The sequence below is a fragment of the Microbacterium hatanonis genome, from assembly GCF_008017415.1.
Taxonomy (GTDB): domain Bacteria; phylum Actinomycetota; class Actinomycetes; order Actinomycetales; family Microbacteriaceae; genus Microbacterium; species Microbacterium hatanonis.
Map to the genome: position 1 here is coordinate 1,703,382 of NZ_VRSV01000001.1, position 21,537 is coordinate 1,724,918.

Here is a 21,537-nt window from a genome sequence, read left to right on the forward strand (position 1 = left end):
CATGGACAGCACCCTGCAGTCCCTGACCGACTGGATGCCCGCGCAACGGTGGTACGCCTCGAAAGGCCGCACTCCGAGCCTTCGTCTCGTCGCCGAGTGGGACGTCGCGAGCGAGCCCGATGCGCGCGTCCGCGTGCTCCTCGTCGCAGACGACGCACCCGAGACCCCCGTCCTCTACCAAGTGCCTGTCGTCGTTCGCTCGACCCGACCCGAGAAGGGGGTCGTGGGCGATCTCCCCGACGGCTCGGTGCTGGTCGACGGTGCGACCGACGCGGCGTACGCGGCCTGGCTGTACCGCTCGGTGACCGCCGGTGGTCGCGTGAGCGGCGTCGACGGCCCCCTCGACAGCCACCCCGCGGCGCGCCGACCGCACACCGATCCGACCGCCTCGGCGTCGGTGCTCGGAGCCGAGCAATCGAACACCTCGCTGATCTTCCGTCCCGACGGCGACGGGAGCGCGGTCATCTGCAAGCTGTTCCGTCAGGTGCACCCCGGCCTCAACCCCGATATCGAATTGCAGACCGCTCTCGCCGACAACGGTTCGTCGTCGGTTCCTCGGGCCATCGGGTCGCTCGAGGGCGCCTGGCGCGATCCGGGCAACCCCGAGCACGTCGTGACCGGATCGCTCGCGTTCGCGCAGGAGTTCCTCGACGACGTCGAAGACGCGTGGCGCGTCGCGCTGACCGCCGCGCAGGACGACGACGACTTCGCCGACCGCGCCACGGCGCTGGGAGCGGCCGTCGCCGATGTGCACCTGACCCTGTCGCGCATCCTCCCGACACACGAGGCCGACGCCTCCGATCGACGGCGCGTCGCGGCAGTCTGGGAAGACGGGCTCGCCACGGCGGTCGCCGAGATTCCCGCGATGGCACCGTTCGCCGCGCCCATCCGCGAGGTGTACGCAGCGGCGCAATCCGCGCCGTGGCCCCTGTTCCAGCGCGTGCACGGCGATCTGCACCTGGGGCAGGTACTCGAGGTGCAGGGTCGCGGCTGGGTGCTGCTCGACTTCGAGGGCGAGCCGCTGCGTCCGATCGCGGCTCGGCGCATGCCCGACCTCGCGGTGCGGGACGTCGCCGGGATGCTGCGGTCGTTCGACTACGTCGCCGGCTCCGTCGAACGACTCGGGGTCGACGACGCGGTGGCACGGAGGTGGGCGACGACGGCGGTCACCGCGTTCGAGCGCGGCTACGCAGCGGCGGGCGGCCCCTCGGCAGACGAGCGGCTCCTGCGCGCGTTCGAGCTCGACAAGGCCGTCTACGAAGCCGTCTACGAAGTGCGCAACCGCCCGGACTGGCTGTCGATCCCCCTCTCGGCGATCGAACGGCTCACCCGCGACGCGGCTTCCTGACCGCACGAGGAAGGCCGCCCCGCATAGAGCGGGGCGGCCTTCTTCGTGTGTTGGCTCAGGAGCCGAACGAACCGAGCGTCACGTTCGCGGTGCGGGTCTGACCGTCGCGGACGTAGGTCACGGTCGCGTCGCTGCCTGCGGCCACGGCGCGTACCTGCGCGGTGAGGTCGACGGAGTTCGTGATCGGGAGGTCGTTGAACGCGGTGACGATGTCGCCCGAGCGGAGCCCTGCGGCCGCCGCGGGGCCGCCGTCCGTGACGCTCGCCACGTAGGCGCCCTCGATCGTCGAGTTCGCCACGGTCGATGTCGATTGCACCGAGGCGCCGAGCAGACCGTGCGTCGCCGAGCCGTTCTCGATGATCTCGTTCGCGACGCGCTCAGCGACCGACGACGGGATCGAGAAGCCGACCCCGATCGAACCGGCCTGGCCGCTGCCGGTCGAGCTGCCCGCCGAGGCGATGGCTACGTTGATGCCGATGAGTCGGCCCTGGTCGTCGACGAGCGCGCCCCCGGAGTTCCCGGGGTTGATCGCCGCATCCGTCTGGATGACGGCGATCTTGATCGTCTCGGTCGACTGCGTCGAGCCCTGCCCGCCCTGACCGAAGTCGAACTGGAAGGGGCTCTCGCCGGTGCCGCCCTCGCTGGGCTGGTCGTCCTCGGGAGCTGCCGACGATGCGACCTCGATCGAACGGTTCAGAGCGCTCACGATGCCCGTCGTGACCGTGTTCGACAGTCCCAGCGGGGCGCCGACCGCGACCGTCTCGTCGCCCACGTTCAGATCGCTCGAATCGCCGAACTCGATCGGCGTGAGGCCCGAGGCATCCGTCAGTTTGATGACGGCGAGGTCGTACGTGGGGTCGGTACCGACGACCGTGGCGTCGTAGACGCGTCCATCCGACGTCGTCGCGCGGATCGTCGCGTCGCCCGTCGCCCCGTCGAGGGTGACCACGTGGGTGTTGGTGACGACGTAGCCGTCCGCGCTAAGGACGACGCCGGAACCGGTGCCGCCGCTGCTGCCGCCTGTGGCGCTGATCGTCACGACGCTCGGCACGACCTTCGCGGCGATGCCGGTCGTCTGGTTCACGTTCTCGGTGTCGTTGACCGTGACCGTCCCGGCCCCGGCGACCGGGGTCGCATCGGATCCGCCCCAGAGACTGAGGCCGGCGTAGGTGCCACCGAGGCCGGCGGCGCCGCCGACGAGTGCGGCGGCGACGATGAGGCCGGCGACCTTGCCCGCGTTCGACTTCTTGCGCGGAGCCGTCTCGGGGGCGCCGTGCAGCGGCAGGGTGGGCTGGGTCTGCTGCGGCGGGATCCCGAAGCCCTGGCCGACCGGCTGACCGGCGTAGCCCTCACGGGACGGCACGCCGTATGCCGGCTGCTGGGGAGCACCGCCATAGGGGGCCTGCGGGTGGGGCGGCTGCGGCGGGCGCTGGCCCGACCACGCCGGAGCCGCGGGCGTCGCCGATGCGGGCGCCGAAGCCGGAGTCGTCGGAACCGGCGGCACGGTGCGCGCGGGGGTGTCTGCCGGAGCGGTCGTCGCGCCGGTCTGCGGCGCAGGCGTCGCGTCGGAGGAAGTGTGCGGCGCGGGCGTCGCGGCGTTCTCGTCGGGGCGGTCGCCCTGTGTCTCACTCATGGTTGCTCCTTCTGCCAAGCGACTTTCAGCTTGGGGCGAGTTGCTGTGCGTTTCATATGGTGCGGATGGGCTCTGTCTATGCGACTAGCGTGAGCAGGATGCGAGAGATTCCCGGGGCCTGGCAGCGGACCGCAGATGGGGCCGGACTCCGTGCCGCGGACGGCACGATCGGTACCACCATCTTCGCCGAGATGAGCGGGCTTGCGGCCGGAACGGGCGCGATCAACCTCGGTCAGGGCTTTCCCGACGAGGACGGACCGGCCGTGGTGCTGGACGCGGCGATGCGGGCGATCGCCGACGGCGTGAACCAGTACGCCCCGGGGCGAGGGTTTCCTGATCTGCTCGCCGCGATCGCCGAGCACCAGCATCGCTTCTACGGTCTGCGCCTCGACCCCGAGCGCGACATCGTCGCCACCGCCGGCGCGACCGAGGCTCTGGCGGCCACCCTCCTCGCCCTCCTCGACGGACCGGACGACGAGGTCGTCGTCTTCGAGCCCTATTACGACGCCTATGCGGCAGCGGTCGCCCTCGCCGGGGCGCGCCTGGTGCCGGTGCCGCTGCGATGGCCCGACTTCCAGCCCGATCTCGACAGGCTGGCCGCCGCCGTGACCGACCGAACGCGCGTCATCCTCGTCAACGACCCCCACAACCCCACCGGGGCCGTCTTCACCCCGGACGTGCGCCGGCGCATCGTCGAGCTGGCGGAGCAGCACGACGCGATCATCGTCACCGATGAGGTGTACGAGCACCTCGTCTTCGACGCGCCGCACGTGCCCATCGCCACTCTCCCGGGCGCATGGGAGCGCACGGTCTCGATCTCCTCCGCGGGCAAGACGTTCTCCGTCACGGGATGGAAGATCGGATGGGTCTCGGGTCCGGCGCCGCTGATATCGGCCATCCTCACCGTGAAGCAGTATCTGACCTACGTCAACGGCAGCCCGTTCCAGCCGGCCGTGGCCACCGGACTCCGGCTGCCCGACGCGTTCTTCCAGGGCATCGCGACAGCACTCCGCGAGAAGCGCGACATCCTCGGCCGCGGATTGAGCGCCGCGGGCTTCGACGTCTCGACGCCCAGCGGCACGTACTTCACCGTCGCCGACGCCGCTCCCCTCGGGGCGACGGATGCGGCGGACTTCTGTCGCGCCCTCCCCGAGCGCGCGGGCGTCGTGGGCATCCCGCTCACGGCCTTCGCGAGCCCGGAGAACCGGGCCGAGTACGCCACGCTGGTGCGCTTCGCGGCGTGCAAGCGCGTCGACGTCCTCGACGAAGCATCCCGTCGGCTGTCGCTCCTCGGCGTCTGATCAGCCGGCGACGACGCGGAAGCGCCGCAGCTCGAGAGCCGGGTTCACCCGGCGCACCCGGGCGACCGCGTCGACGTCCAGGTGCGCGACAGCGACATCCGTCGTCGTCCCGACCTCGGCGATCGCCACGCCCTGCGGATCCACCACGAGGGAGTGCCCCACCCCGAGGGGCGGCGGGTGATCGGATGCTGCGACGAAGACCGTGTTCTCGATCGCGCGCGCCTGCAGCAACGTGCGCCAGTGGTGCTCCTTGAGCGGCCCCCGCACCCATTCGGCAGCCACGAGGACGACATCGACGCCCTCGTCGACGATGGTGCGGGCGACCTCCGGGAACCGGAGGTCGTAGCAGGTCATCAGACCGAAGCGCAGTCCGTCGACCTCGAAGGTCTGGGGGGTGCCGATCTCGCCGGGCTCGACCCAGTCCGACTCGCGCTGCCCGAACGCGTCGTACAGGTGAAGCTTCCGGTAGACCGCGACCGGACCGTCGGCACCCACCGCGACGACGGTGTTGCGCACACGTCTGTGGTCCGTGCTCTTCTCGAGCAGGCCCGCCACCACCACGACGCCCGAGGCGGCGGCGAGGCGGGTCAGGGCGGCCACGAACGGACCGTCGACCTCCTCGGCGTTCGCGGCGAGGGACTCGTCGAAGGGGTCGACGAAGTAGCTGGAGTATTCGGGGAACAGCACGACCCGCGCGCCGCGCGACGCGGCGCGCTCGGTCAGCTCGACGATGACCTCGAGGTTCGCGTCCACCGACGCCGCGGGCGCGAACTGCGCCACCGCGACACCGACCGATCGGTCGCTCATTCCGGGTTCCTCCCCCACCGGCGGATCGCCGTCGGCACTATGACCCACAGTACGAGGATCACCGTCCCGAGCGCGATTCCCGCGATCCACGACGCGACCTCGCCGACGATCACATCGAAGACGAACGCGACGACTCCCGTGAGGAGCAGACTCACGGCGGCGAGCGCGGCGATGAGCGAGACATGACCGAAGTAGACGACCTCCGGCTTCACGCGCCGACGGAAGACGATCCGGTGGAGCGCGACGGGTGCGAGCGCGATGACGGCGCTGAGGGCGGCGAGCGACACCAGCACGAGGTACAGCGCGCGCTGACCTGCGCCGAGGTCGGCGAACACCGGCTGGAAGGCGAGGGCGAGAAGGAAACCGGTCAGGATCTGCGTGCCCGTCTGGAGCACGCGAAGCTCTTGGAGCACCTCTATCCACCGGCGATCCGCGCGCTCTTCCACGGTCTCGTCACGACCGTCATCACCCACGGGAGGCCCGGAATCGCGGCGATCGCTCACCCGCCGATCCTTGCGCGTCATCTCTCTCGAAGCAACGCACTCGCACCTCGATGTGCACCCGGCCGAATCCCGTGCTAGGCTAACTTCTTGTGCCGCGGGGTGGAGCAGTTCGGTAGCTCGCTGGGCTCATAACCCAGAGGTCGCAGGTTCAAATCCTGTCCCCGCAACAAAGAAGAACAGATCAGAAGCCGTTTCCGGAGAAATCCGGAAGCGGCTTCTGGCATTTCGCGGTCGTGTTTCTCCGCCCGTTCGGGGCGCCCTTCTTCTTTCGGGGCGCGCAATCCCACGCCCCGATTCGAGGAACGCGCCCCGAGCCGGGGCACGTCGCAGCGGCGGTGGGCGCACCCCGCGTGGTGGCGTGGAACCTCCGCGCGCTGCTGCACGAGAAGACGCGGATGCTTCCCCGCGGGCGCATCGCCTACTTCTGATCCGCGGGCCTCAGCTGGGGTCTACGGCCTCGCCCAGCTCGGTCATGAAACTCGAGATCACCGCGAGCTCGTCGTCGGAGTACCGGGCCGTGACCCCTCTCATCGCCCCGAGATGGGCGCCGAAGTGCCGGGAGAATTCGCGGCGCGACGCCTCCGTGAGAACGACGATGCGCGCGCGGCGGTCATGCGGGTGCGGTCGTCTCTCGATGTGCCCCAGCGCAGACAGCCGATCGAGGAGCTTGGTCGTCGATGCCGTCGAGATGCGCAGGTGGCGGGCCAGATCATGAGGGCTCACCGACTGCCCGCGCTGTTCGCGGACGATCAGCATGCGCAGCGCCGCGAGGTCGCTGGCATTCATGTCCATGTCGTCCTTCATGCCCCCGTGCATACGATCGAGAGCATCGCTGAGTGCGCGCACCGCGCGGAGTGCTTCGCGCACACTCTCATCGGTCGGCGTACGCTCGGAGACCCGGTCGGTCACTGTGGACACTCTCCTCGTACCGCTTGTATGCTCGAATGAAGTCGCTAGCTAATCTAGCAAAATGGAGGCACGGTGAGCGAGACCGAATACGTCGTGCTGGTAGACGACGACGGCCAGCCGATCGGGACGGCGCCGAAGAGCACTGTCCACGGGACCGACACCGCTCTCCACCTTGCATTCTCCTGCCATGTCGTCAACGACGCAGGACAGGTACTCGTCTCCCGCCGCGCTCTCGGCAAGAAGACCTGGCCCGGCGTATGGACGAACTCGTTCTGCGGGCACCCCCAGCCGGGCGAAGCGATCGTCGACGCCGTGCATCGTCGCGCGGCGTTCGAGCTGGGCATCACCATCGACGACGTCGAGCTCGCCCTGCCCGATTTCCGGTACCGAGCCATCGACGCCTCCGGGATCGTCGAATACGAGATCTGCCCGGTCTACACCGCGTTCACCGCGGTGGAACCGCGACCCCACCCCGACGAGGTCGTCGACACCCGATGGGTCGACCCCCTCGATCTCGCCTCATCGCTCATCGCCACACCCTGGGCGTTCAGCCCCTGGCTCGTCCTCCAGGCCGAGCAGCTCCCCCTCCTCGCCCACCAGATAGATAGTCTCCGAGCCCCGTGATCACCCTGCCCCACGCCCCCCTCGCCCGAGCCGGCATAGACGCCGCCATCGACGCGAGCCTGCGACGACTGCGCGAACGAGCCGCTGCCGTCGATCCCGTCGTCGATGCCCTGGCCGCGGCGATCGAACGCGCCACCAGCGGAGGCAAGCGCTTCCGACCGGCCCTCGTCGTCGCCGCGTTCGAGACCCTCGGGGGCACTGCCGACGAGACCCCCGCCCTCTTCCCCGTCGCCGCTGCGTTCGAGCTGCTGCATACGGCGTTCGTCGTTCACGATGACGTGATCGACCACGACACCCACCGTCGCGGTGCGCTGAACATCGCCGGCGAATTCCGGGCACGCGGGACCATCCGAGGGGCGGATGCGGCGGGTGCCGCGCTCCTCGGCGACGCGGCCGGGATCCTCGCCGGCGATCTGCTGCTCCACGAGGCGATGCGCGCGGTCGCTCTCGCCGATCTCGACGCGACCGCCCGTGCCGACCTGTTCGAGCTGATGGACGAGGCCGTGCTGGTGTCCACCGCCGGCGAGCTGGCCGACGTGGAGAACTCCGTCACCCAGGGCGAGCTGCTCGACGCCGACGACATCCTCCTCGCCACGGCGAATAAGACGGCGGTGTACTCGTTCTCCGCACCGCTCGAGGCCGGCGCCGTGCTCGCCGGCGCCCCGACCGAGTCTCGAAGGGCGTTGCGACGCTTCGGCGAGAAACTCGGTCTCGGCTACCAGCTGGTCGACGACCTCATCGGGGCATTCGGCTCGGCCGCGGTCGCAGGACGTCGCGAGGGCGGTGACCTCCACGAGGCCAAGCAGACGCCGCTGATCGCACTCGCCCGTCAGAGCGAGAACTGGCCGGAGGTCGCCGACGCCCTCTCCGAGGCGCACACCGGTCCGGTGGCGATCCGTGCGGCCCAACGCGCCCTGGCGGCATCCGGCGCACGAGCGCGGATGGAATCGCTGGTCGCCGAGACCCTCGATTCGGCGCGCGCGACGGTCGACGCATCCCTCCTCCCCGACGCGACCAGGGCCATGCTGTTCGAGCTCGCCGACGCCGTGCAGGATCGCATCCCGTGAGCCATGCCCCGACCGGCCTCGCGCTGTACGACCGCACGGCCGACGACGCTGCCGCGGCCGTCATCTCCCGATATTCGACATCGTTCGCGCTCGCTTGTCGTCTGCTCGGCCCGCGCGTGCGTCCGCACGTACGCAACATCTACGCGCTCGTGCGCGTCGCGGACGAGATCGTCGACGGGCCCGCCGCAGACGCGGGTCTGAGCCGCGACGATCAGCGCAGCGTGCTCGACGCCCTCGAGCGGGACACCCTCTCTGCGATCGGATCGGGCTTCAGCGCCAACCTCGTGGTGCACGCCTTCGCGCGGTCGGCTCGCGCCGGCGAGATCACCGCCGCCCTCGTCGAGCCGTTCTTCTCATCGATGCGCACCGACCTCGACGTCGTCGAGCACGACGAGGCCTCGCATGCCGCATACGTGTTCGGGTCGGCCGAGGTGGTGGGTCTCATGTGCCTGCAGGTCTTCGTGAACGCGGATGCGGTGCCGAAGGGCCGCCCCGACGAGGAGCTCGTCGACGGCGCCCGGCGTCTGGGGCGCGCCTTCCAGGACGTGAACTTCCTCCGCGACCTCGACGACGACGCCGGCCGCCTCGGTCGCGACTACCTCAACGGGGCCGCCGACACGGTTCGACGGGTCGACGTGCTCGACGGGATCGACGCCGATCTCGCTGCCGCCGCCGCGGTCATCCCCCGTCTGCCGGCCGACGTGCGGGGAGCGGTCTGGACGGCGCATCACCTGTTCGCCGAACTGTCGCGCAGACTGCGTGCCACCTCACCCGGGGCCCCGCGCGTGCGCGTGCCCGACACCGCGAAGGCGACCATCGCCCTGCGCGCCATGATGAAAGCTCGAGAGGCCTCCCGATGACCCGCAAGACCGTGATCGTGGGCGGCGGTATCGCCGGGCTGGCGACGGCCGCGCTCCTCGCCGAGGAGGGCGACGACGTCGTACTGCTCGAGGCGCGCGCCGAACTCGGCGGTCGTGCCGGATCGTGGTCGAGCGACGGTTTCCGGTTCGACACCGGGCCCAGCTGGTACCTGATGCCTGAGGTGTTCGACCACTTCTTCCACCTGCTCGGCACATCGGCCGAGAAGGAGCTCGATCTGGTGCGCCTCGACCCGGCGTACCGCATCTACAGCGGCGACGACGCACCCGTCGACGTCGTGTCCGGGCGCGAGGCGTCGACCGCGCTGTTCGAGTCGATCGAGCCCGGTGCGGGCGGCAGACTCGACGCCTACCTCGACTCCGCTGCCGACGCGTACGAGCTCGCCGTCTCGCGCTTCCTCTACGACCCGTATACGACGACGGAGGGGCTCCGCGACCCGGCGCTCCTCAAGCGACTGCCGACGCTGCTGCCGCTGCTCGCGCGCACCCTCTCGTCGCACATCGAGAAGCGCTTCACCGACCGTCGTCTCCGCCAGATCCTCGGTTATCCCGCGGTCTTCCTCGGCGGCTCGCCCTATGCCGTGCCGAGCCTGTACCACCTCATGAGCCACCTCGACCTCGACGACGGCGTGCTCTACCCGCGCGGCGGATTCGTCGAGGTCATCGCCGCCATCGAGCGCCTCGCACGAGCCCGCGGCGTGCGGGTGGAGACCGACGCTGAGGTGTCGCGCATCGTCACGGAGGGCGGCGAGGTCACCGGCGTCGAGCTCGAAGACGGCCGCTTCATCGCGGCCGACCATGTCGTGTCCACCGCCGACCTGCACCACACCGAGACGAAGCTCCTCGCCGAGAAGGAGCGCACCTACCCCGAGAAGTGGTGGGACAAGCGCGTCCCCAGCTTCGGGGCTCTCCTCGTGCTCCTGGGCGTGCGGGGCGAACTCCCCCAGCTCGCGCACCACACCCTGGTGTTCACCGAGGACTGGCGATCGAACTTCGAGGCGATCTTCGGCAAGGACACCCGCATTCCCGACCCGGCCTCGCTCTACGTCTGCCGCCCCAGCGCGACGGACACGGGTGTGGCCCCGGAGGGGTTCGAGAATCTGTTCGTGCTCGTGCCCGTCCCCTCCGACCCCTCGCTGGGGCACGGGGGCGTCGACGGTGACGGCGACGCCCTCATCGAGGCGGCCGCCGACCAGGTCATCGCGCAGATCGCCGAGACCTGCGGCATCCCCGACCTCGCCGAGCGCATCGTGGTGCGGCGCACCATCTCGCCCGGCGACTTCGAAGCCGACCTGCACACCTGGCGCGGCAACGCTCTCGGCCTCGCGCACACGCTGAACCAGAGCGCCATGTTCCGCCCGAAGAACGCCTCCCGTCGCGTGGCGGGGCTGTCGTACGCCGGCGGATCAGCGCTGCCCGGGATCGGCCTGCCGATGTGCCTCATCTCGGCCGAACTCGTGGTCAAGCGCCTCCGTGGCGACTCCTCGCCCGGGCCGCTGCCCGAACCTGCCCGCTCGGCGGTGTGACCGCGTGCCAGGGCTGTACCTCCTCGCGATCCTGCTCTCGTTCGGCGGCATCGCCGCGATCGACGCGCGCTGGCGACTCGTGGTGCGCGATGCGCCGATCCGCACCGCGATCACCGTCGTCGTCGGCACGCTCTTCTTCGTCGTATGGGATCTCGTGGGCATCGCCACCGGCGTCTTCGTCAAGGGAGACAGCCCGCTGCTGATCGGTGTCGAGCTTGCTCCGCACCTCCCGCTCGAGGAGCCCGTCTTCCTCGCCTTCCTCTGTTACCTCGCGCTGGTCGCCTGGGCGGCGGCGGAACGGATGCTGCGCCGCCGGCGCGCGCGGACGGAGCACTCGTGACGTATCCGCTGATGATCCTGCCGTTCGTCGCACTCACGATCGTGGTCACGGGAGTAAGCGCTGTGCGTCCCGGATTCGGCCGGCGTATCGCCGCATCCGCCCTCGGCGCGGTCGTGCTCGTCGTATTGACAGCCATCTTCGACAACGTCATGATCGCCCTCGACCTGTTCACCTATCCCCCCGAGCACCTCAGCGGGCTCCGCATCGGGCTCGCCCCGCTGGAGGACTTCTCCTACCCCGTGTGCGCGGCCTTCCTGATCCCCGCCGTGTTCGCCCTCATCTCCCGCCGGAAGGACTCCGCGTGACCTCCCCCGCCCTCACCCCCGCGCGGGTGGTGCGCGAGCTGTTCGTCTCCTCGCGTCCGGTCAGCTGGATCAACACCGCCTATCCGTTCGCCGCCGCATACCTGCTGGCCGTTCGGGAGATCGATCTCACCCTCGCGATCGGCACGCTCTTCTTCCTCGTGCCGTACAACCTCGCGATGTACGGCGTGAACGACGTCTTCGACTACGAGTCGGATCTGCGCAACCCGCGCAAGGGCGGTGCCCACGGAGCGGTGCTCGATCGACGAATGCATCGCATCACGCTGTGGGCGGCGGCGCTGTCTTGCCTGCCGTTCGTCGTGTACCTCGTCGCCGTCGGATCCCCGCTGTCGTGGCTCGTGCTCGCCGCGAGCCTCTTCTTCGTCGTCTTCTACTCGGCGCCGCCTCTGCGCCTCAAGGAGCGGCCGTTCGCCGACTCGGTGACCAGCAGCATCCACTTCTTCTCCCCCGCCGTCTACGGCCTCGTCCTCGCGGGCGCGACGTGGACCTGGCAACTCGCGGCCATCATCGTCGCCTTCGCCCTGTGGGGCATCGCCTCCCATGCGTTCGGCGCCGTGCAGGACGTCGTGGCCGACCGCGCGGCCGACATCTCCTCGATCGCGACGTCTCGCGGCGCGCGGTGGACCGTGCGCTTCGCGATCGGATGCTACGCGGCCTCCGGCGTCGTGATGCTCGCCTCGGCGTGGCCCGGTCCTCTCGCGGCCCTGCTCGTCGTTCCCTACCTCGTGGTCGTCTGGCCGTTCCGCAGCGTCACCGACGACACCGCGGAAACGGCCACGCGCGGCTGGCGGCGCTTCCTCTGGGTGAACCAGCTCGCCGGCTTCGGCGCGACGCTGCTGCTCATCTGGTGGGCCCTCCTCCCGGCCTGACCCTCCGCCCGCCGCACCCGCCGCGCCCGCCGCACCCACCGCGCCCGCCGCACCCACCGCGCCCGCCGCATGCACCGCGCCCGCCGCATGCACCGCGCCCGCCGCGCCCGCCGCGCCCGCCGCGCCCGCGAGACTCCATCGTGGCTGCGAGACTGCCCGCGTCGCCCGCAGTCTAGTAGCCCGGATGAAGTCTCGCGGTCGTGAGGGGTACGGGGGCCCGGGGGTACGAACGACGAAGGCCCCGCCCCCGATCGCATCGGGGGCGGGGCCTTCTCGAGGATCAGCCCTGGTCGCCGAGCTCGATCAGGCGCTCGACGGCTGCCGTCAGCCGCTCGTCGGCCTCGCCGAACGCGGTCAGGTCACCGGCGCGCAGCGCGGTGTCGCGGTCGAGCATGGCCTGCTGGGCCTGCTGGAGGGCCGTCTGGTAATCGGACGACGGGGTCGTGGGCGTCGTCGGCTCGGGCGACGACGTCTCGCCCGGGCTCGGCGTCGGCGACGGCGTCGCTTCGCCCTCGGGCGTGGTCGGCGTCACTTCCTCGTCGCCGGTGTCGGCGCCGGAGTCGCCGCCGAAGAGTACGTCGAGCGCTTCGCTCAGCGTGTCTTCGAACGCGATCTGATCACCGAACGCCACCAGCACACGACGCAGCTGCGGCAGCTGCGTTCCCGCCGACGACTGCACGAACACGGGCTGCACGTAGAGCAGACCGCCGCCCACGGGGAGCGTCAGCAGGTTTCCGCTGAGCACCTCGGACTGTCCCTGCGACAGGATGTTGATCTGCGACGAGACCGCCGTGTCGGAGTTGAACGTGTTCTGCACCTGACCGGGTCCGGGCACCGTGGTGGCCGAATCGATCTCCAGGAGCCGCAGCTTGCCGTAGTCGTCGGACTTCACTCCCGCCTGGTTGCCGGCGTTGGCGTCGACGGCGAGATAGCCCGTCAGCACGTTGCGCGCGTTGCCCTGCGAGGCCGGGATGAAGCTCGAGAACATCGAGAACGTCGGCTCCTCCTGACCGGGCATCTGCATCGTCAGGTAGTACGGCGGCTGGAACCGGGTCTCGTTCTGCGGGTCGTCGGGCGTCGCCCAACGGTTGTCCTGCTGGTAGAACGAGCCGGCGTCGTCGACGTGGTAGATCCCGAGCTTCTCGCGCTGCACCTTGAACAGATCCGTCGGGTAGCGCACGTGGCTCATCAGGTCGGCCGACATCTCCGAGATGGGCTGCACCGTGGTGGGGTAGACCTTCTGCCATGCCTGCAGGAGCGGGTCTTCCTCGTCCCAGGCGTACAGGGTCACGGAGCCGTCGTAGGCGTCGACGGTGGCCTTGACCGAGTTGCGGATGTAATTGATGTTGTCGAGCGCGAAGCGCGGCTGCGTGTTGTTCGTGTCGGCGATGGCCTGCGACAGGCTGACGCTGCTCGAGTACGGGTAGCTCGCGCTGGTCGTGTACGCGTCGACGACCCACTTGATGCGACCGTCGACCACCGTGGGGTACGGGTCGCTGTCGAGGGTCAGGTAGGGCGCCACCTTGCTGATGCGCTCGAGCGGGCTGCGGTCGTACAGGATCTGCGAGTCGGCGTTCACCGAGTCGGAGAAGAGGATCTGCTCCGACTGGAACTTGAGGGCGTAGATGAGGCGGCTGAAGACGCTGCCGACGCTCGGGCCGCCGTCGCCGTCGAACGTCGTCCGCGTGACGTTGCCGCTCTCGGCGCCGATGGGGTAATCGAGCTCGACGGGGTCGGTGTCGGCCGGCGCGCCGACGATCGAGTACTCGGGCGACTGCTCGCCGAAGTAGACGCGGGGCTGGAAGTCCTCCTGGTCGCTGAGGAACCCGGTGGCCGGGATGCCCTGCTCGAGGAAGACGGGGTCGCCGTCGGTCGTGCGCTCGTTACCGGCGAGGGCGACCATTCCGTAGCCGTGCGTGTAGACGGTCGTCGTGTTCTGCCACGAGGCCGCCTCGCCGAGCTGAGTCATGTCGAGCTCGCGGACGCCGACGACGGTGTCCTGCATCTGACCGTCGATCTCGTACCGGTCGACGTCGAGCACACCGGGGAACTGGTAGTAGGCGCGGTACTGCTCGAGCTGACGGACGGTCGGACCGATGATCGCGGGGTCCATGATGCGGATCTGCGCGGTGGTCGCCGCATCCTCGCGCAGCTGCCCGGCCTCGGCGGTCGTCTCGGTCTGGAAGTTCTGCTTCTCGAGACCGTCGATGCCGTACGCCTGCTTGGTCATGTCGATGTTGCGCTGGTAGTACTGGCTCTCCAGCGCGAGCTGGTTGGGGCGCACCTGCACGGTGTTGATGACCCACGGCACGGCAACGCCGATGACGAGGCCCGAGACGACGAGCAGCGCGGTGGCGATGAGGGGGAACCGCCAGCGACCGATCACGGCCGTGACGAAGAACAGGACGGCCACGAGCACGGCGATGATGGCGAGGATCGTCTGCCCGGGGATGACGATCTGGCTGCCGACGTAACCCGGGCCGGTGATGCGATCGTTCGCCTCGATGAGGCTGCGGTAGCGGTCGAGCCAGAGGCTGGCCGCCTGCACGAGGAGGTAGAGGCCCGCGAGGACGGCGAGCTGGATGCGCGCGGCCTTGGAGATCCGCAGCTCGCGCTGACCCACGCGCACCGAGCCGTAGAGATAGGACACGACGGCGGTGACGAGGAGGCAGATGAGGATGACGGCCGAGGCGAAGCCGAGCGCCGCGCCGTAGAAGGGCATCGCGAAGAGGTAGAAGCCGGTGTCGAGACCGAACTGCGGGTCGGTGACGGTGGTGGCGACGCCGTTGAACCACAGCCAGGTGATCTCCCACTGGGACGACGCCGCGAAGCCCGCGAAGAAGCCGAAGAAGACCGGGATCCCCCACATGGCGAGACGACGCAGCGGCTCGACGACCTCCTGGTAGCGGTCGAGCTGCGAGCTGAGACGCGCGTACACCGGTCGCAGCCGGTACGCGAGCTGGATCGCGACCCACACCGGAACCGCCATCGCGAGGAAGCCGACGACGAACATCACGACCCGGCCGAGCCATTGCGTGGTGAGCACACCGAGGAACCCGAGCTGGTCGAACCACAGCCAATCGGCGTAGAGGTTCGCGAAGACGAAGAACCCCACCACCAGGGCGGCGATGATCGCCAGCGAGATGGCGATGATTCGGCGGGAACGATTCGGCGTGGCCTGGTTCGGCGTCGAGGTCGTGGTCACGTTCCCAGTCTAGGCGCGTGGTTCTGGGGGAATGCCGTGACCCTTCAGGTCAGACGCTCAGGATGCTGCGCACGTGGCGAGCGCGTCGAGGTCGCCGCCGTCGCGGATCGCGTCGAGCACCGCGAGGGAGTCATCGAGCGTGGCGACGGAGAACACCCGGAGACCGTCGGGCACGTGACCGACGACCTCGTTGCAGTTGGATTCCGGGGCGAGGAAGTACTGGGCCCCGGCGTCCTTGGCGCCGTACAGCTTCTGTCGGATGCCGCCGATGGCGCCCACGACGCCGTTCGCATCGATCGTGCCCGTACCGGCGACCTGCTGCCCGCCGTTGAGCTCGCCCGGGGTGAGCACGTCGATGATCCCCAGCGCGAACATCATGCCCGCGCTCGGGCCGCCGACGTTGTTCAGCTGCAGGTCGACGTCGATCGGGAAGTCGAAGTCGGTCATGAGCTGGATGCCGACGATCCAGCGCTGCTCGCCGTTGACGTCCTCCTGGCGCGGGGTGATCTCCACGGCCTGCTCCTGACCCGAGCGCTCGATCGTCATCGCGACGGGGTCACCGGCCCCGGCGGCGATGCGGTCCGACACGTCGGTCAGCTGCGAGGCCGGTTCGCCGTCGACGGTGAGGATGAGGTCGCCGTTCTCGAGCAGTCCCTCGGCCGCGGAGCCGGGCGAGACCGAATACACCGACGGGTGCGTCTCCACGTCGTAGCCGAGCTCGCTCAGCGCGGCTGCGGTGGCCTCCTTCTGCGAGTCGACCATCAGCCGCACGCTGTCCTCGTTGCGCTGTTCGGTGGTCTGGCCCGCCGGGAAGATGCTGTCGATGGGGACGACCGCGCGCGACGGATCGAACCACGCTGCGGCGAGTTCGTACCAGGAGGGCGTGCGCTCCCGGTTTCCGACCACCTGCACGGTGAGGAGGTCGAGCGAGCCCGCCGTCGGGTAGGTCTCGGCGTCGTCGACGGAGATGAGCGGCACGTCCTCCCTGTCGGCGTTCTGCGCGGTGCCGAGGGTGTTGTAGACCGGCCCCTTCTGCTGGATGACGTATGCCGTGGGCAGGAAGCTGATCACCAGCAGCACGATGAGCGCGACGCACACCGCCCACGCCCCCGCCGTCGTCCGACGACCCCACCTCTGGCGCGGGGCAGGCTCGACCGTCGTGTTCTCGTCGAACAGCGTCACAGGGACCTACCTTGCCTGGTCGTTCGCGACCGGCGTACAGGGCGATGGCCGTGCCGGGGAGTGCGATGAATCCGTGCGACTAGCGTAGATCGCACGCACATCCCCCGGCTGAAAGGCGGCTGAAGTGGCAGACGACGACCGGAACCCCGAGGAGGAGTTCCAGGAGCTCTTGCGGCGGCTGCTCTCGGGCGACACCGGAGCTATCGACCCCGAGCAGCTCTCCCGGCTCTCGGGCATGCAGATCGACCCCGCGATGATGCAGCAGATGATGCAGCAGCTGCAGGGGGCGTTCGCCGGCTCCGACGACGGCATCTCGTGGGACCTCGCCAAGCGGCAGGCCCTGCACATCGCGAATCAGAGCGACCTCGGCGTCACCACGGGCGAACGCCGCGACCTCGATCAGGCCTTCTCGCTCGCCGCGCTGTGGCTCGGCGAGGCGACGACGATCGCCGATCTGCCGAACCCGGGGCGCACGATCACGCGCGGCGCCTGGGTGGAGGCGACCTTGCCGGTGTGGCAGGAGCTCGCCGAGCCGGTGGCCACCAGCATCGCCGATGCCCTCACGGCGGCGCTCAGCGAACAGGCGCCCGACGACATGCAGAGCATGATCGCCGACGCCGGCCGTCTCATGCGTGCCGTCGGCGGCTCGCTGTTCGCGACGCAGCTCGGCCAGGTGGTCGGGCGCCTGGCGACCGAGGTCGTCAGCGGCGGCGATGTCGGCATCCCGGTCATGCCGGCCGGAGACGCGGCGATCCTGCCGCAGAACTTCGCCGATTTCGGACGGGACCTCGAGATCCCCGACGACCAGCTGGCGCTGTACCTCGCGACGCGCGAGCTCGCCCACGCTCGACTGTTCCGTCACGCGAAGTGGCTGCGCCTGCACGTCATCGCCCAGGTGCGCGACTTCGCACACGGCATCCACGTCGACACCAGCGCCCTGGAAGACCTCGCATCGCGCTTCGATCCGTCCGAGCCCGACGAGCTGCGGCGCGCGCTCGAGACCGGGGCGCTCCTCCCCGAACGCTCCGAGGCCCAGACGGCGGCTCTCGTGCGACTCGAGAATCTCCTCGCGACGATCGAGGGCTGGGTCGACGTCGTCACCGACGACGCCACTGCCCGGCTCCCCTCCGCGGGCAGGATCGCCGAGGCCGTCCGTCGCCGCCGTGCGGTCGGCGGGCCGGCCGAAGAGGCGTTGAAGTCGCTCGTCGGGCTCGAGCTGCGTCCGCGCCGCATGCGCGAGGCCGCCGCGATGTGGCGGGCGGTGACGGATGCTGCGGGCGTGGCCGGACGCGATGCGCTCTGGGACTACCCCGACCTCATGCCCACCGCCGAAGACATCGACGACCCGGCGGCGCTCGTCGCCCGCCTGCAGGCCACTGCCCGGGGCGAGCTCCCCGCCCAGGACGCGATGGACGACGCGCTCGCTCAGCTGCTCGCCGAGGAGACGGATCGCACCGACGGCACCCCCACGCCGTCGGAGGACGACGACGGCGCCGCGCCGGACGACCACCCGGAGGGCCCCCGGCCCGTCTGAGACGGTCCGTCCCGAGCTCTCCTCCCCAGCCCAGATCCACGGCGCCGACCCGCGGACGCCTGTGGAGAGCGCGGGTGCCTGCGGCGGCGGGCACGGGACAATCGGGCCATGCTCCGCATCGACCCGGCCCACCCCCCGCTCTGGCGGAGCGCGACCTGCCTGCAGTTCGGCGTCGATGACGCGGCGAGGCTCGACGAGCCGGAGCCGTGGGAGGAGCTCCTCGTCGACCAGCTCACGCGGGGCTCGTCGCCCGCGGAGGTGCACGCCTTCCTGCGCTCCCACGACGTCGACGAGCAGCGCGCCGACGCGTTCTTCTCGGAGCTGCAGCCCGTGCTGCGCGACGACCCGCCGCCGGCCCCCGTGGTCGTTGAGGCGAGCGAAGACGTGCCGTCGAACGACGTCGACCGGATCGTGGCGGCGATGCGACGGGCAGGGGCCGCCGTCGAGCGTCGGCACTGGGCAGGTGTCGCCACCCCCGGGGTGACGCGTCAGACGACCGTCGTGCTGCTCGCCACGCACCTCGTCGAGCCGCGCCGGGCCTCAGGTCTGATGCGCGACGACGTCCGCCATCTGCCGCTCGTGCTCGACGGAGCCGGCGCGCTCGTGGGCCCCGTCGTCGAACCCGGCCTCACCGCCTGTCTCGCCTGCGGCGACGCTCACGCACGAGACGCCGACGCCGCATGGCCGCTCGTCGCCTCGCAGCTGGTCGCCCGGCGCGCCCCGGTCGCCGGATCCGTGCTCGCCTCGGAGGCCGCGCGCGTCGCCGTGCACCTGATCACCGAGCCGGACTCCGGCCCCGTCCGCTCGTCGGTGCGCCTGCGCGTCGATTCCCCCCACCGGCGGTGGCGGCAGCATCCGCCGCACGCAGCGTGCGGGTGCCGATCTCTTGAAGGAATCTCGACGGAGATCGCTCGGATCGCCCCGACGACCGCGACCAGCTCACGGACAGAGTTCGCGCGGCCCGCGTGATGCCGACGTAGGCCAGCCGGCGCTCCTCGTCGACCGCCTCGAACGTGCTCGCGTACGAGATCGGCAGGAACCCCTCGCTCACGCCGACGAGGTGGACGTGGTCCCACTCGAGGCCCTTGGCCGCGTGCAGGGTGGACAGCGTGACCGTGCGTGTGGCCGGTTCGTGCTGATCCTTCGCCCGTGCGATCAGCTGGTCGGTGAAGTCGCGCAGCGTCGTCTCCGCCGGCGCCTCCTCGGCGAGGCGCAGCAGGGCGGCCCGGGCCTCCCACGCGTCTCGGAGCGCCCCTCCCGCGGGCGGCGCCTCATCGGTGAGACCCAGCGAACGCAGCACGTCGCGCACGGTGGCGACGAACCCGGTCTCGAGCGGGGCGACCGAGGCCGCACGCAGCGCCATGACGGCTTGCCGCACCTCCGACTGGTCGAAGAAGCGCTTGCCACCGAGCACGGTGGATGCCACGCCGGCCGAGGAGAGCGCGGCGATGAGGGCGGCCGACTGGGCATGGGCGCGGTAGAGGACGGCGATCGACGCCGGGTCGACACCCGAGGCGATCGCGGTCGATACCGATCGCGCGACGCCCGCCGCCTCGGCAGCGTCGTCGTCGAACGCGCGGACGACCGGCGTCGGTCCGTCGGCGTCCTGGGCGGCGTGCAGGTGCAGCGAGCCGGGCCGGTCGCGCATGAGCTCGTTCGCCACCGCCAGGATCGGCTCGGACGAGCGGTAGTTCGTCTCGAGCCTCACCACACGGGCGTCCTCATGCCGACGGGGGAAGTCGAGGAGGAACGAGGCGTCGGCGCCGGTGAAGGAGTAGATGGTCTGACTGGCGTCGCCGACCACGCAGAGATCGTGCCTCTCCCCCACCCAGAGCTCGAGGAGGTGGTGCTGGAGGGGCGAGACGTCCTGGAACTCGTCCACCGTGAAATGCCGATACTGCTCGCGGACGGCGGCCGCGACCCGCGGCTCGGCCTCGATCATCCCCGCGCAGGCGAGGAGCACGTCTTCGAAGTCCATCTGACGGCGCTCGTCCTTGAGCTTCTCGTATGCCCGTTGCAGGTCGACGACCCGCTCCAGGCTCAGCCGTCCGATACCGTCCGGACGCGCCGCGGCGTAGGCGTCGATCGAGCGCATGGTGACCTTGCGCCACTCGATCTGGCCCGCGACGTCGCGCAGGGTCGCGGTGTCGAGGTTCATCCCGATGCCGTCCGCCGCGTGAGCGAGCATCTTGACCTTGTTGTCGATGATCGACGGTGCCGAGTCGCCCGCGAGCGTCGGCCAGAAGTAGTTCACCTGCGCGAGCGCGCTCGCGTGGAACGTCCGCGCCGACACCCCCTCGACCCCGAGCGCCCGCAGGCGCCCGCGCATCTCCCCGGCCGCCTTCGCGGTGAACGTCACCGCCATGACCCGGCCCGGTGAATAGGCTCCGGTGTCGACGCCGTGCGCGATGCGATGCGTGATCACGCGCGTCTTGCCCGTGCCCGCACCCGCCAGGACGCAGAGAGGACCGCGGAGCACGGATGCTGCGTCCCGCTGCCGCTCGTCGAGACCGTCGAGAGCGCTTCCGCTCATCGTGCCTCGGCCAGCCACTCGAGAATCAGTCGGTGGGCGATCGACGCCGGCCCCGGAAGCCGCAGCTCGCTCTCCCCGGCGAGGCCGGCGGCGATCTCGGCGCGGGTGAACCATCGCACGTCGAGGATCTCCTCGCCGTCGGCCTGGGCGTCGGTGGGCACCGTGGCCGTGGCGCGGAATCCCAGCATCAGCGATCGCGGGTACGGCCACCCCTGCGAGCCGCGGTACTCCACATCGGCGACGACGACGCCGGCCTCTTCGCCGACCTCTCGGGCGACGGCGTCCTCCAGCGATTCGCCCGCCTCGGCGAACCCGGCGAAGCACGAGTATCGGTTGTCGTCCCAGAGAGCGTTCGAACCGAGGAGCAGCAGATCCGGATCGTCGACCCGCGTGACGGCGACGATGACGGCCGGGTCGGTGCGCGGGAAGTGCTGACGACCGCAGGACGGGCACTTCCTCGACCAGCCGGCGTCCCGTTCGTCGGTGCGAGCGCCGCACGCGGGGCAGAACGGCGAATCGATGAGCCATCGGGCGAGCGAGACCGCCGTCACCAGGAGCGAGGCCTCGCCCGCCGGAAGCGACCCGGCGATCGTGCGCAACGCGCCCCACGAGCCCGAGACGGGGGCCGGAGCTGATGCACCGAAGGCGGCCAGCAGCACCGCTGATCCGTCGGCGGCGCGTCCGAGGAAGGCCCACTCGGCATCGACGGGCACGGCATCGACGGCGAGCAGTTCGAGCCGTCCGTCCGCGGTCAGCGGAGCCGCGTCGCCGTGGACGACGAGCACCCGCGTGGCGGGGTCGCCGCGGAGATCGTCGAGGAGTCCGGTGACGGTTCGTTCCTCGGCTCGTCGGTCGACGACGAGGTCGCTCGGATCCGAAGCGGGTGGCGTAGCTGGCGCCGTCATCGATGACCTCTTCCAAGGGCGTGGCGCGGGGGTTCGGAGGCGAGCCCGGC

Annotated in this window: 18 protein-coding genes and 1 tRNA gene; 11 read left to right on the plus strand and 8 right to left on the minus strand. The window is 70.3% G+C overall.

Going from position 1 to position 21,537, the window contains the following annotated elements:
• Window position 1: 1 nt before the first annotated feature.
• A complete protein-coding gene (locus FVP77_RS08290; RefSeq protein ID WP_147894045.1) occupies window positions 2-1,348 on the plus strand; it encodes a maltokinase N-terminal cap-like domain-containing protein in 1,347 nt (448 codons plus the stop codon).
• A gap of 55 nt (window positions 1,349-1,403) precedes the next feature.
• Here FVP77_RS08290 and FVP77_RS08295 read toward each other — a convergent pair whose 3' ends face one another.
• Window positions 1,404-2,981: a S1C family serine protease gene (locus tag FVP77_RS08295; protein ID WP_147894046.1), complete on the minus strand. Its 1,578-nt coding sequence runs from the start codon at window positions 2,979-2,981 to the stop codon at window positions 1,404-1,406.
• A 98-nt stretch (window positions 2,982-3,079) separates the two neighbouring features.
• Here FVP77_RS08295 and FVP77_RS08300 point away from each other — a divergent pair, with 98 nt between their 5' ends.
• Window positions 3,080-4,282 (plus strand): aminotransferase class I/II-fold pyridoxal phosphate-dependent enzyme, encoded by a 1,203-nt coding sequence (locus FVP77_RS08300; protein WP_147894047.1) that lies wholly within the window; start codon window positions 3,080-3,082, stop codon window positions 4,280-4,282.
• Here the strand turns inward: FVP77_RS08300 and FVP77_RS08305 are convergent, their stop codons facing one another.
• Both FVP77_RS08305 and FVP77_RS08310 read right to left on the minus strand, forming a co-directional pair.
• Entirely contained in the window at window positions 4,283-5,089 is an 807-nt protein-coding gene (locus FVP77_RS08305; protein WP_147894048.1) for a carbon-nitrogen hydrolase family protein, read from the minus strand.
• Window positions 5,086-5,613, minus strand: a complete 528-nt coding sequence (locus tag FVP77_RS08310; RefSeq protein WP_147894049.1) for a DUF6328 family protein — start codon at window positions 5,611-5,613, stop codon at window positions 5,086-5,088. The genes FVP77_RS08305 and FVP77_RS08310 overlap by 4 nt, the downstream gene beginning before the upstream one ends.
• Window positions 5,614-5,685: 72 nt before the next feature.
• On the opposite strand from FVP77_RS08310, the gene FVP77_RS08315 reads away from it, so the two are divergent.
• Window positions 5,686-5,759: transfer RNA gene (locus tag FVP77_RS08315), tRNA-Met, on the plus strand.
• Window positions 5,760-6,030: 271 nt separating this feature from the next.
• On the opposite strand, the gene FVP77_RS08320 is transcribed toward FVP77_RS08315, so the two are convergent.
• Window positions 6,031-6,396: a MarR family winged helix-turn-helix transcriptional regulator gene (locus FVP77_RS08320; protein WP_246134021.1), complete on the minus strand. Its 366-nt coding sequence runs from the start codon at window positions 6,394-6,396 to the stop codon at window positions 6,031-6,033.
• A gap of 177 nt (window positions 6,397-6,573) precedes the next feature.
• Here FVP77_RS08320 and idi point away from each other — a divergent pair, with 177 nt between their 5' ends.
• Genes idi through FVP77_RS08355 form a run of 7 tightly spaced genes read left to right on the plus strand, consistent with a single transcriptional unit; the run spans window position 6,574 to window position 12,128 of the window.
• Window positions 6,574-7,125, plus strand: coding sequence for an isopentenyl-diphosphate Delta-isomerase (gene idi / locus FVP77_RS08325; RefSeq protein ID WP_147894050.1), 552 nt, complete (start codon window positions 6,574-6,576; stop codon window positions 7,123-7,125).
• Entirely contained in the window at window positions 7,122-8,192 is a 1,071-nt protein-coding gene (locus FVP77_RS08330) for a polyprenyl synthetase family protein (protein WP_246134022.1), read from the plus strand. Before idi ends, FVP77_RS08330 begins: the two co-directional genes overlap by 4 nt.
• Complete coding sequence (locus tag FVP77_RS08335) at window positions 8,189-9,052, plus strand: phytoene/squalene synthase family protein (protein WP_147894051.1); 864 nt, start codon at window positions 8,189-8,191, stop codon at window positions 9,050-9,052. Before FVP77_RS08330 ends, FVP77_RS08335 begins: the two co-directional genes overlap by 4 nt.
• Entirely contained in the window at window positions 9,049-10,596 is a 1,548-nt protein-coding gene (gene crtI / locus FVP77_RS08340) for a phytoene desaturase family protein (RefSeq protein WP_147894052.1), read from the plus strand. The genes FVP77_RS08335 and crtI overlap by 4 nt, the downstream gene beginning before the upstream one ends.
• A 4-nt stretch (window positions 10,597-10,600) precedes the next feature.
• Window positions 10,601-10,936 carry a lycopene cyclase domain-containing protein gene (locus FVP77_RS08345; protein ID WP_147894053.1) on the plus strand — a complete coding sequence of 112 codons (336 nt, stop codon included), beginning with the start codon at window positions 10,601-10,603 and terminating at the stop codon, window positions 10,934-10,936.
• A complete protein-coding gene (locus FVP77_RS08350) occupies window positions 10,933-11,241 on the plus strand; it encodes a lycopene cyclase domain-containing protein (protein ID WP_147894054.1) in 309 nt (102 codons plus the stop codon). Before FVP77_RS08345 ends, FVP77_RS08350 begins: the two co-directional genes overlap by 4 nt.
• Window positions 11,238-12,128, plus strand: a complete 891-nt coding sequence (locus FVP77_RS08355) for a prenyltransferase (protein WP_147894055.1) — start codon at window positions 11,238-11,240, stop codon at window positions 12,126-12,128. The genes FVP77_RS08350 and FVP77_RS08355 overlap by 4 nt, the downstream gene beginning before the upstream one ends.
• A 280-nt stretch (window positions 12,129-12,408) precedes the next feature.
• Here the strand turns inward: FVP77_RS08355 and FVP77_RS08360 are convergent, their stop codons facing one another.
• Together FVP77_RS08360 and FVP77_RS08365 are read right to left on the minus strand one after the other, a co-directional pair.
• Entirely contained in the window at window positions 12,409-15,333 is a 2,925-nt protein-coding gene (locus FVP77_RS08360; protein ID WP_147894056.1) for a UPF0182 family membrane protein, read from the minus strand.
• A 57-nt stretch (window positions 15,334-15,390) separates the two neighbouring features.
• Complete coding sequence (locus tag FVP77_RS08365) at window positions 15,391-16,515, minus strand: YlbL family protein (RefSeq protein WP_147894057.1); 1,125 nt, start codon at window positions 16,513-16,515, stop codon at window positions 15,391-15,393.
• A 124-nt stretch (window positions 16,516-16,639) separates the two neighbouring features.
• Between FVP77_RS08365 and FVP77_RS08370 the strand changes: the two genes are divergently transcribed.
• Entirely contained in the window at window positions 16,640-18,049 is a 1,410-nt protein-coding gene (locus FVP77_RS08370) for a zinc-dependent metalloprotease (protein ID WP_147894058.1), read from the plus strand.
• Window positions 18,050-18,824: 775 nt separating this feature from the next.
• Here the strand turns inward: FVP77_RS08370 and FVP77_RS08375 are convergent.
• Both FVP77_RS08375 and nudC read right to left on the minus strand, forming a co-directional pair.
• A complete protein-coding gene (locus FVP77_RS08375; protein ID WP_147894059.1) occupies window positions 18,825-20,582 on the minus strand; it encodes an ATP-dependent helicase in 1,758 nt (585 codons plus the stop codon).
• Window positions 20,579-21,487: an NAD(+) diphosphatase gene (gene nudC / locus FVP77_RS08380; RefSeq protein ID WP_147894060.1), complete on the minus strand. Its 909-nt coding sequence runs from the start codon at window positions 21,485-21,487 to the stop codon at window positions 20,579-20,581. Before nudC ends, FVP77_RS08375 begins: the two co-directional genes overlap by 4 nt.
• Window positions 21,488-21,537 lie beyond the last annotated feature (50 nt).

Bases quoted from the DNA above. Each gene is read 5' to 3' on its own strand.
- FVP77_RS08290 (WP_147894045.1), top strand. From the start codon at position 2: ATGGACAGCACCCTGCAGTCCCTGACCGACTGGATGCCCGCGCAACGG.
- FVP77_RS08295 (WP_147894046.1), bottom strand. From the start codon at position 2,981: ATGAGTGAGACACAGGGCGACCGCCCCGACGAGAACGCCGCGACGCCC.
- FVP77_RS08300 (WP_147894047.1), top strand. From the start codon at position 3,080: ATGCGAGAGATTCCCGGGGCCTGGCAGCGGACCGCAGATGGGGCCGGA.
- FVP77_RS08305 (WP_147894048.1), bottom strand. From the start codon at position 5,089: ATGAGCGACCGATCGGTCGGTGTCGCGGTGGCGCAGTTCGCGCCCGCG.
- FVP77_RS08310 (WP_147894049.1), bottom strand. From the start codon at position 5,613: ATGACGCGCAAGGATCGGCGGGTGAGCGATCGCCGCGATTCCGGGCCT.
- FVP77_RS08320 (WP_246134021.1), bottom strand. From the start codon at position 6,396: ATGAAGGACGACATGGACATGAATGCCAGCGACCTCGCGGCGCTGCGC.
- crtI (WP_147894052.1), top strand. From the start codon at position 9,049: ATGACCCGCAAGACCGTGATCGTGGGCGGCGGTATCGCCGGGCTGGCG.
- FVP77_RS08375 (WP_147894059.1), bottom strand. From the start codon at position 20,582: ATGAGCGGAAGCGCTCTCGACGGTCTCGACGAGCGGCAGCGGGACGCA.
- nudC (WP_147894060.1), bottom strand. From the start codon at position 21,487: ATGACGGCGCCAGCTACGCCACCCGCTTCGGATCCGAGCGACCTCGTC.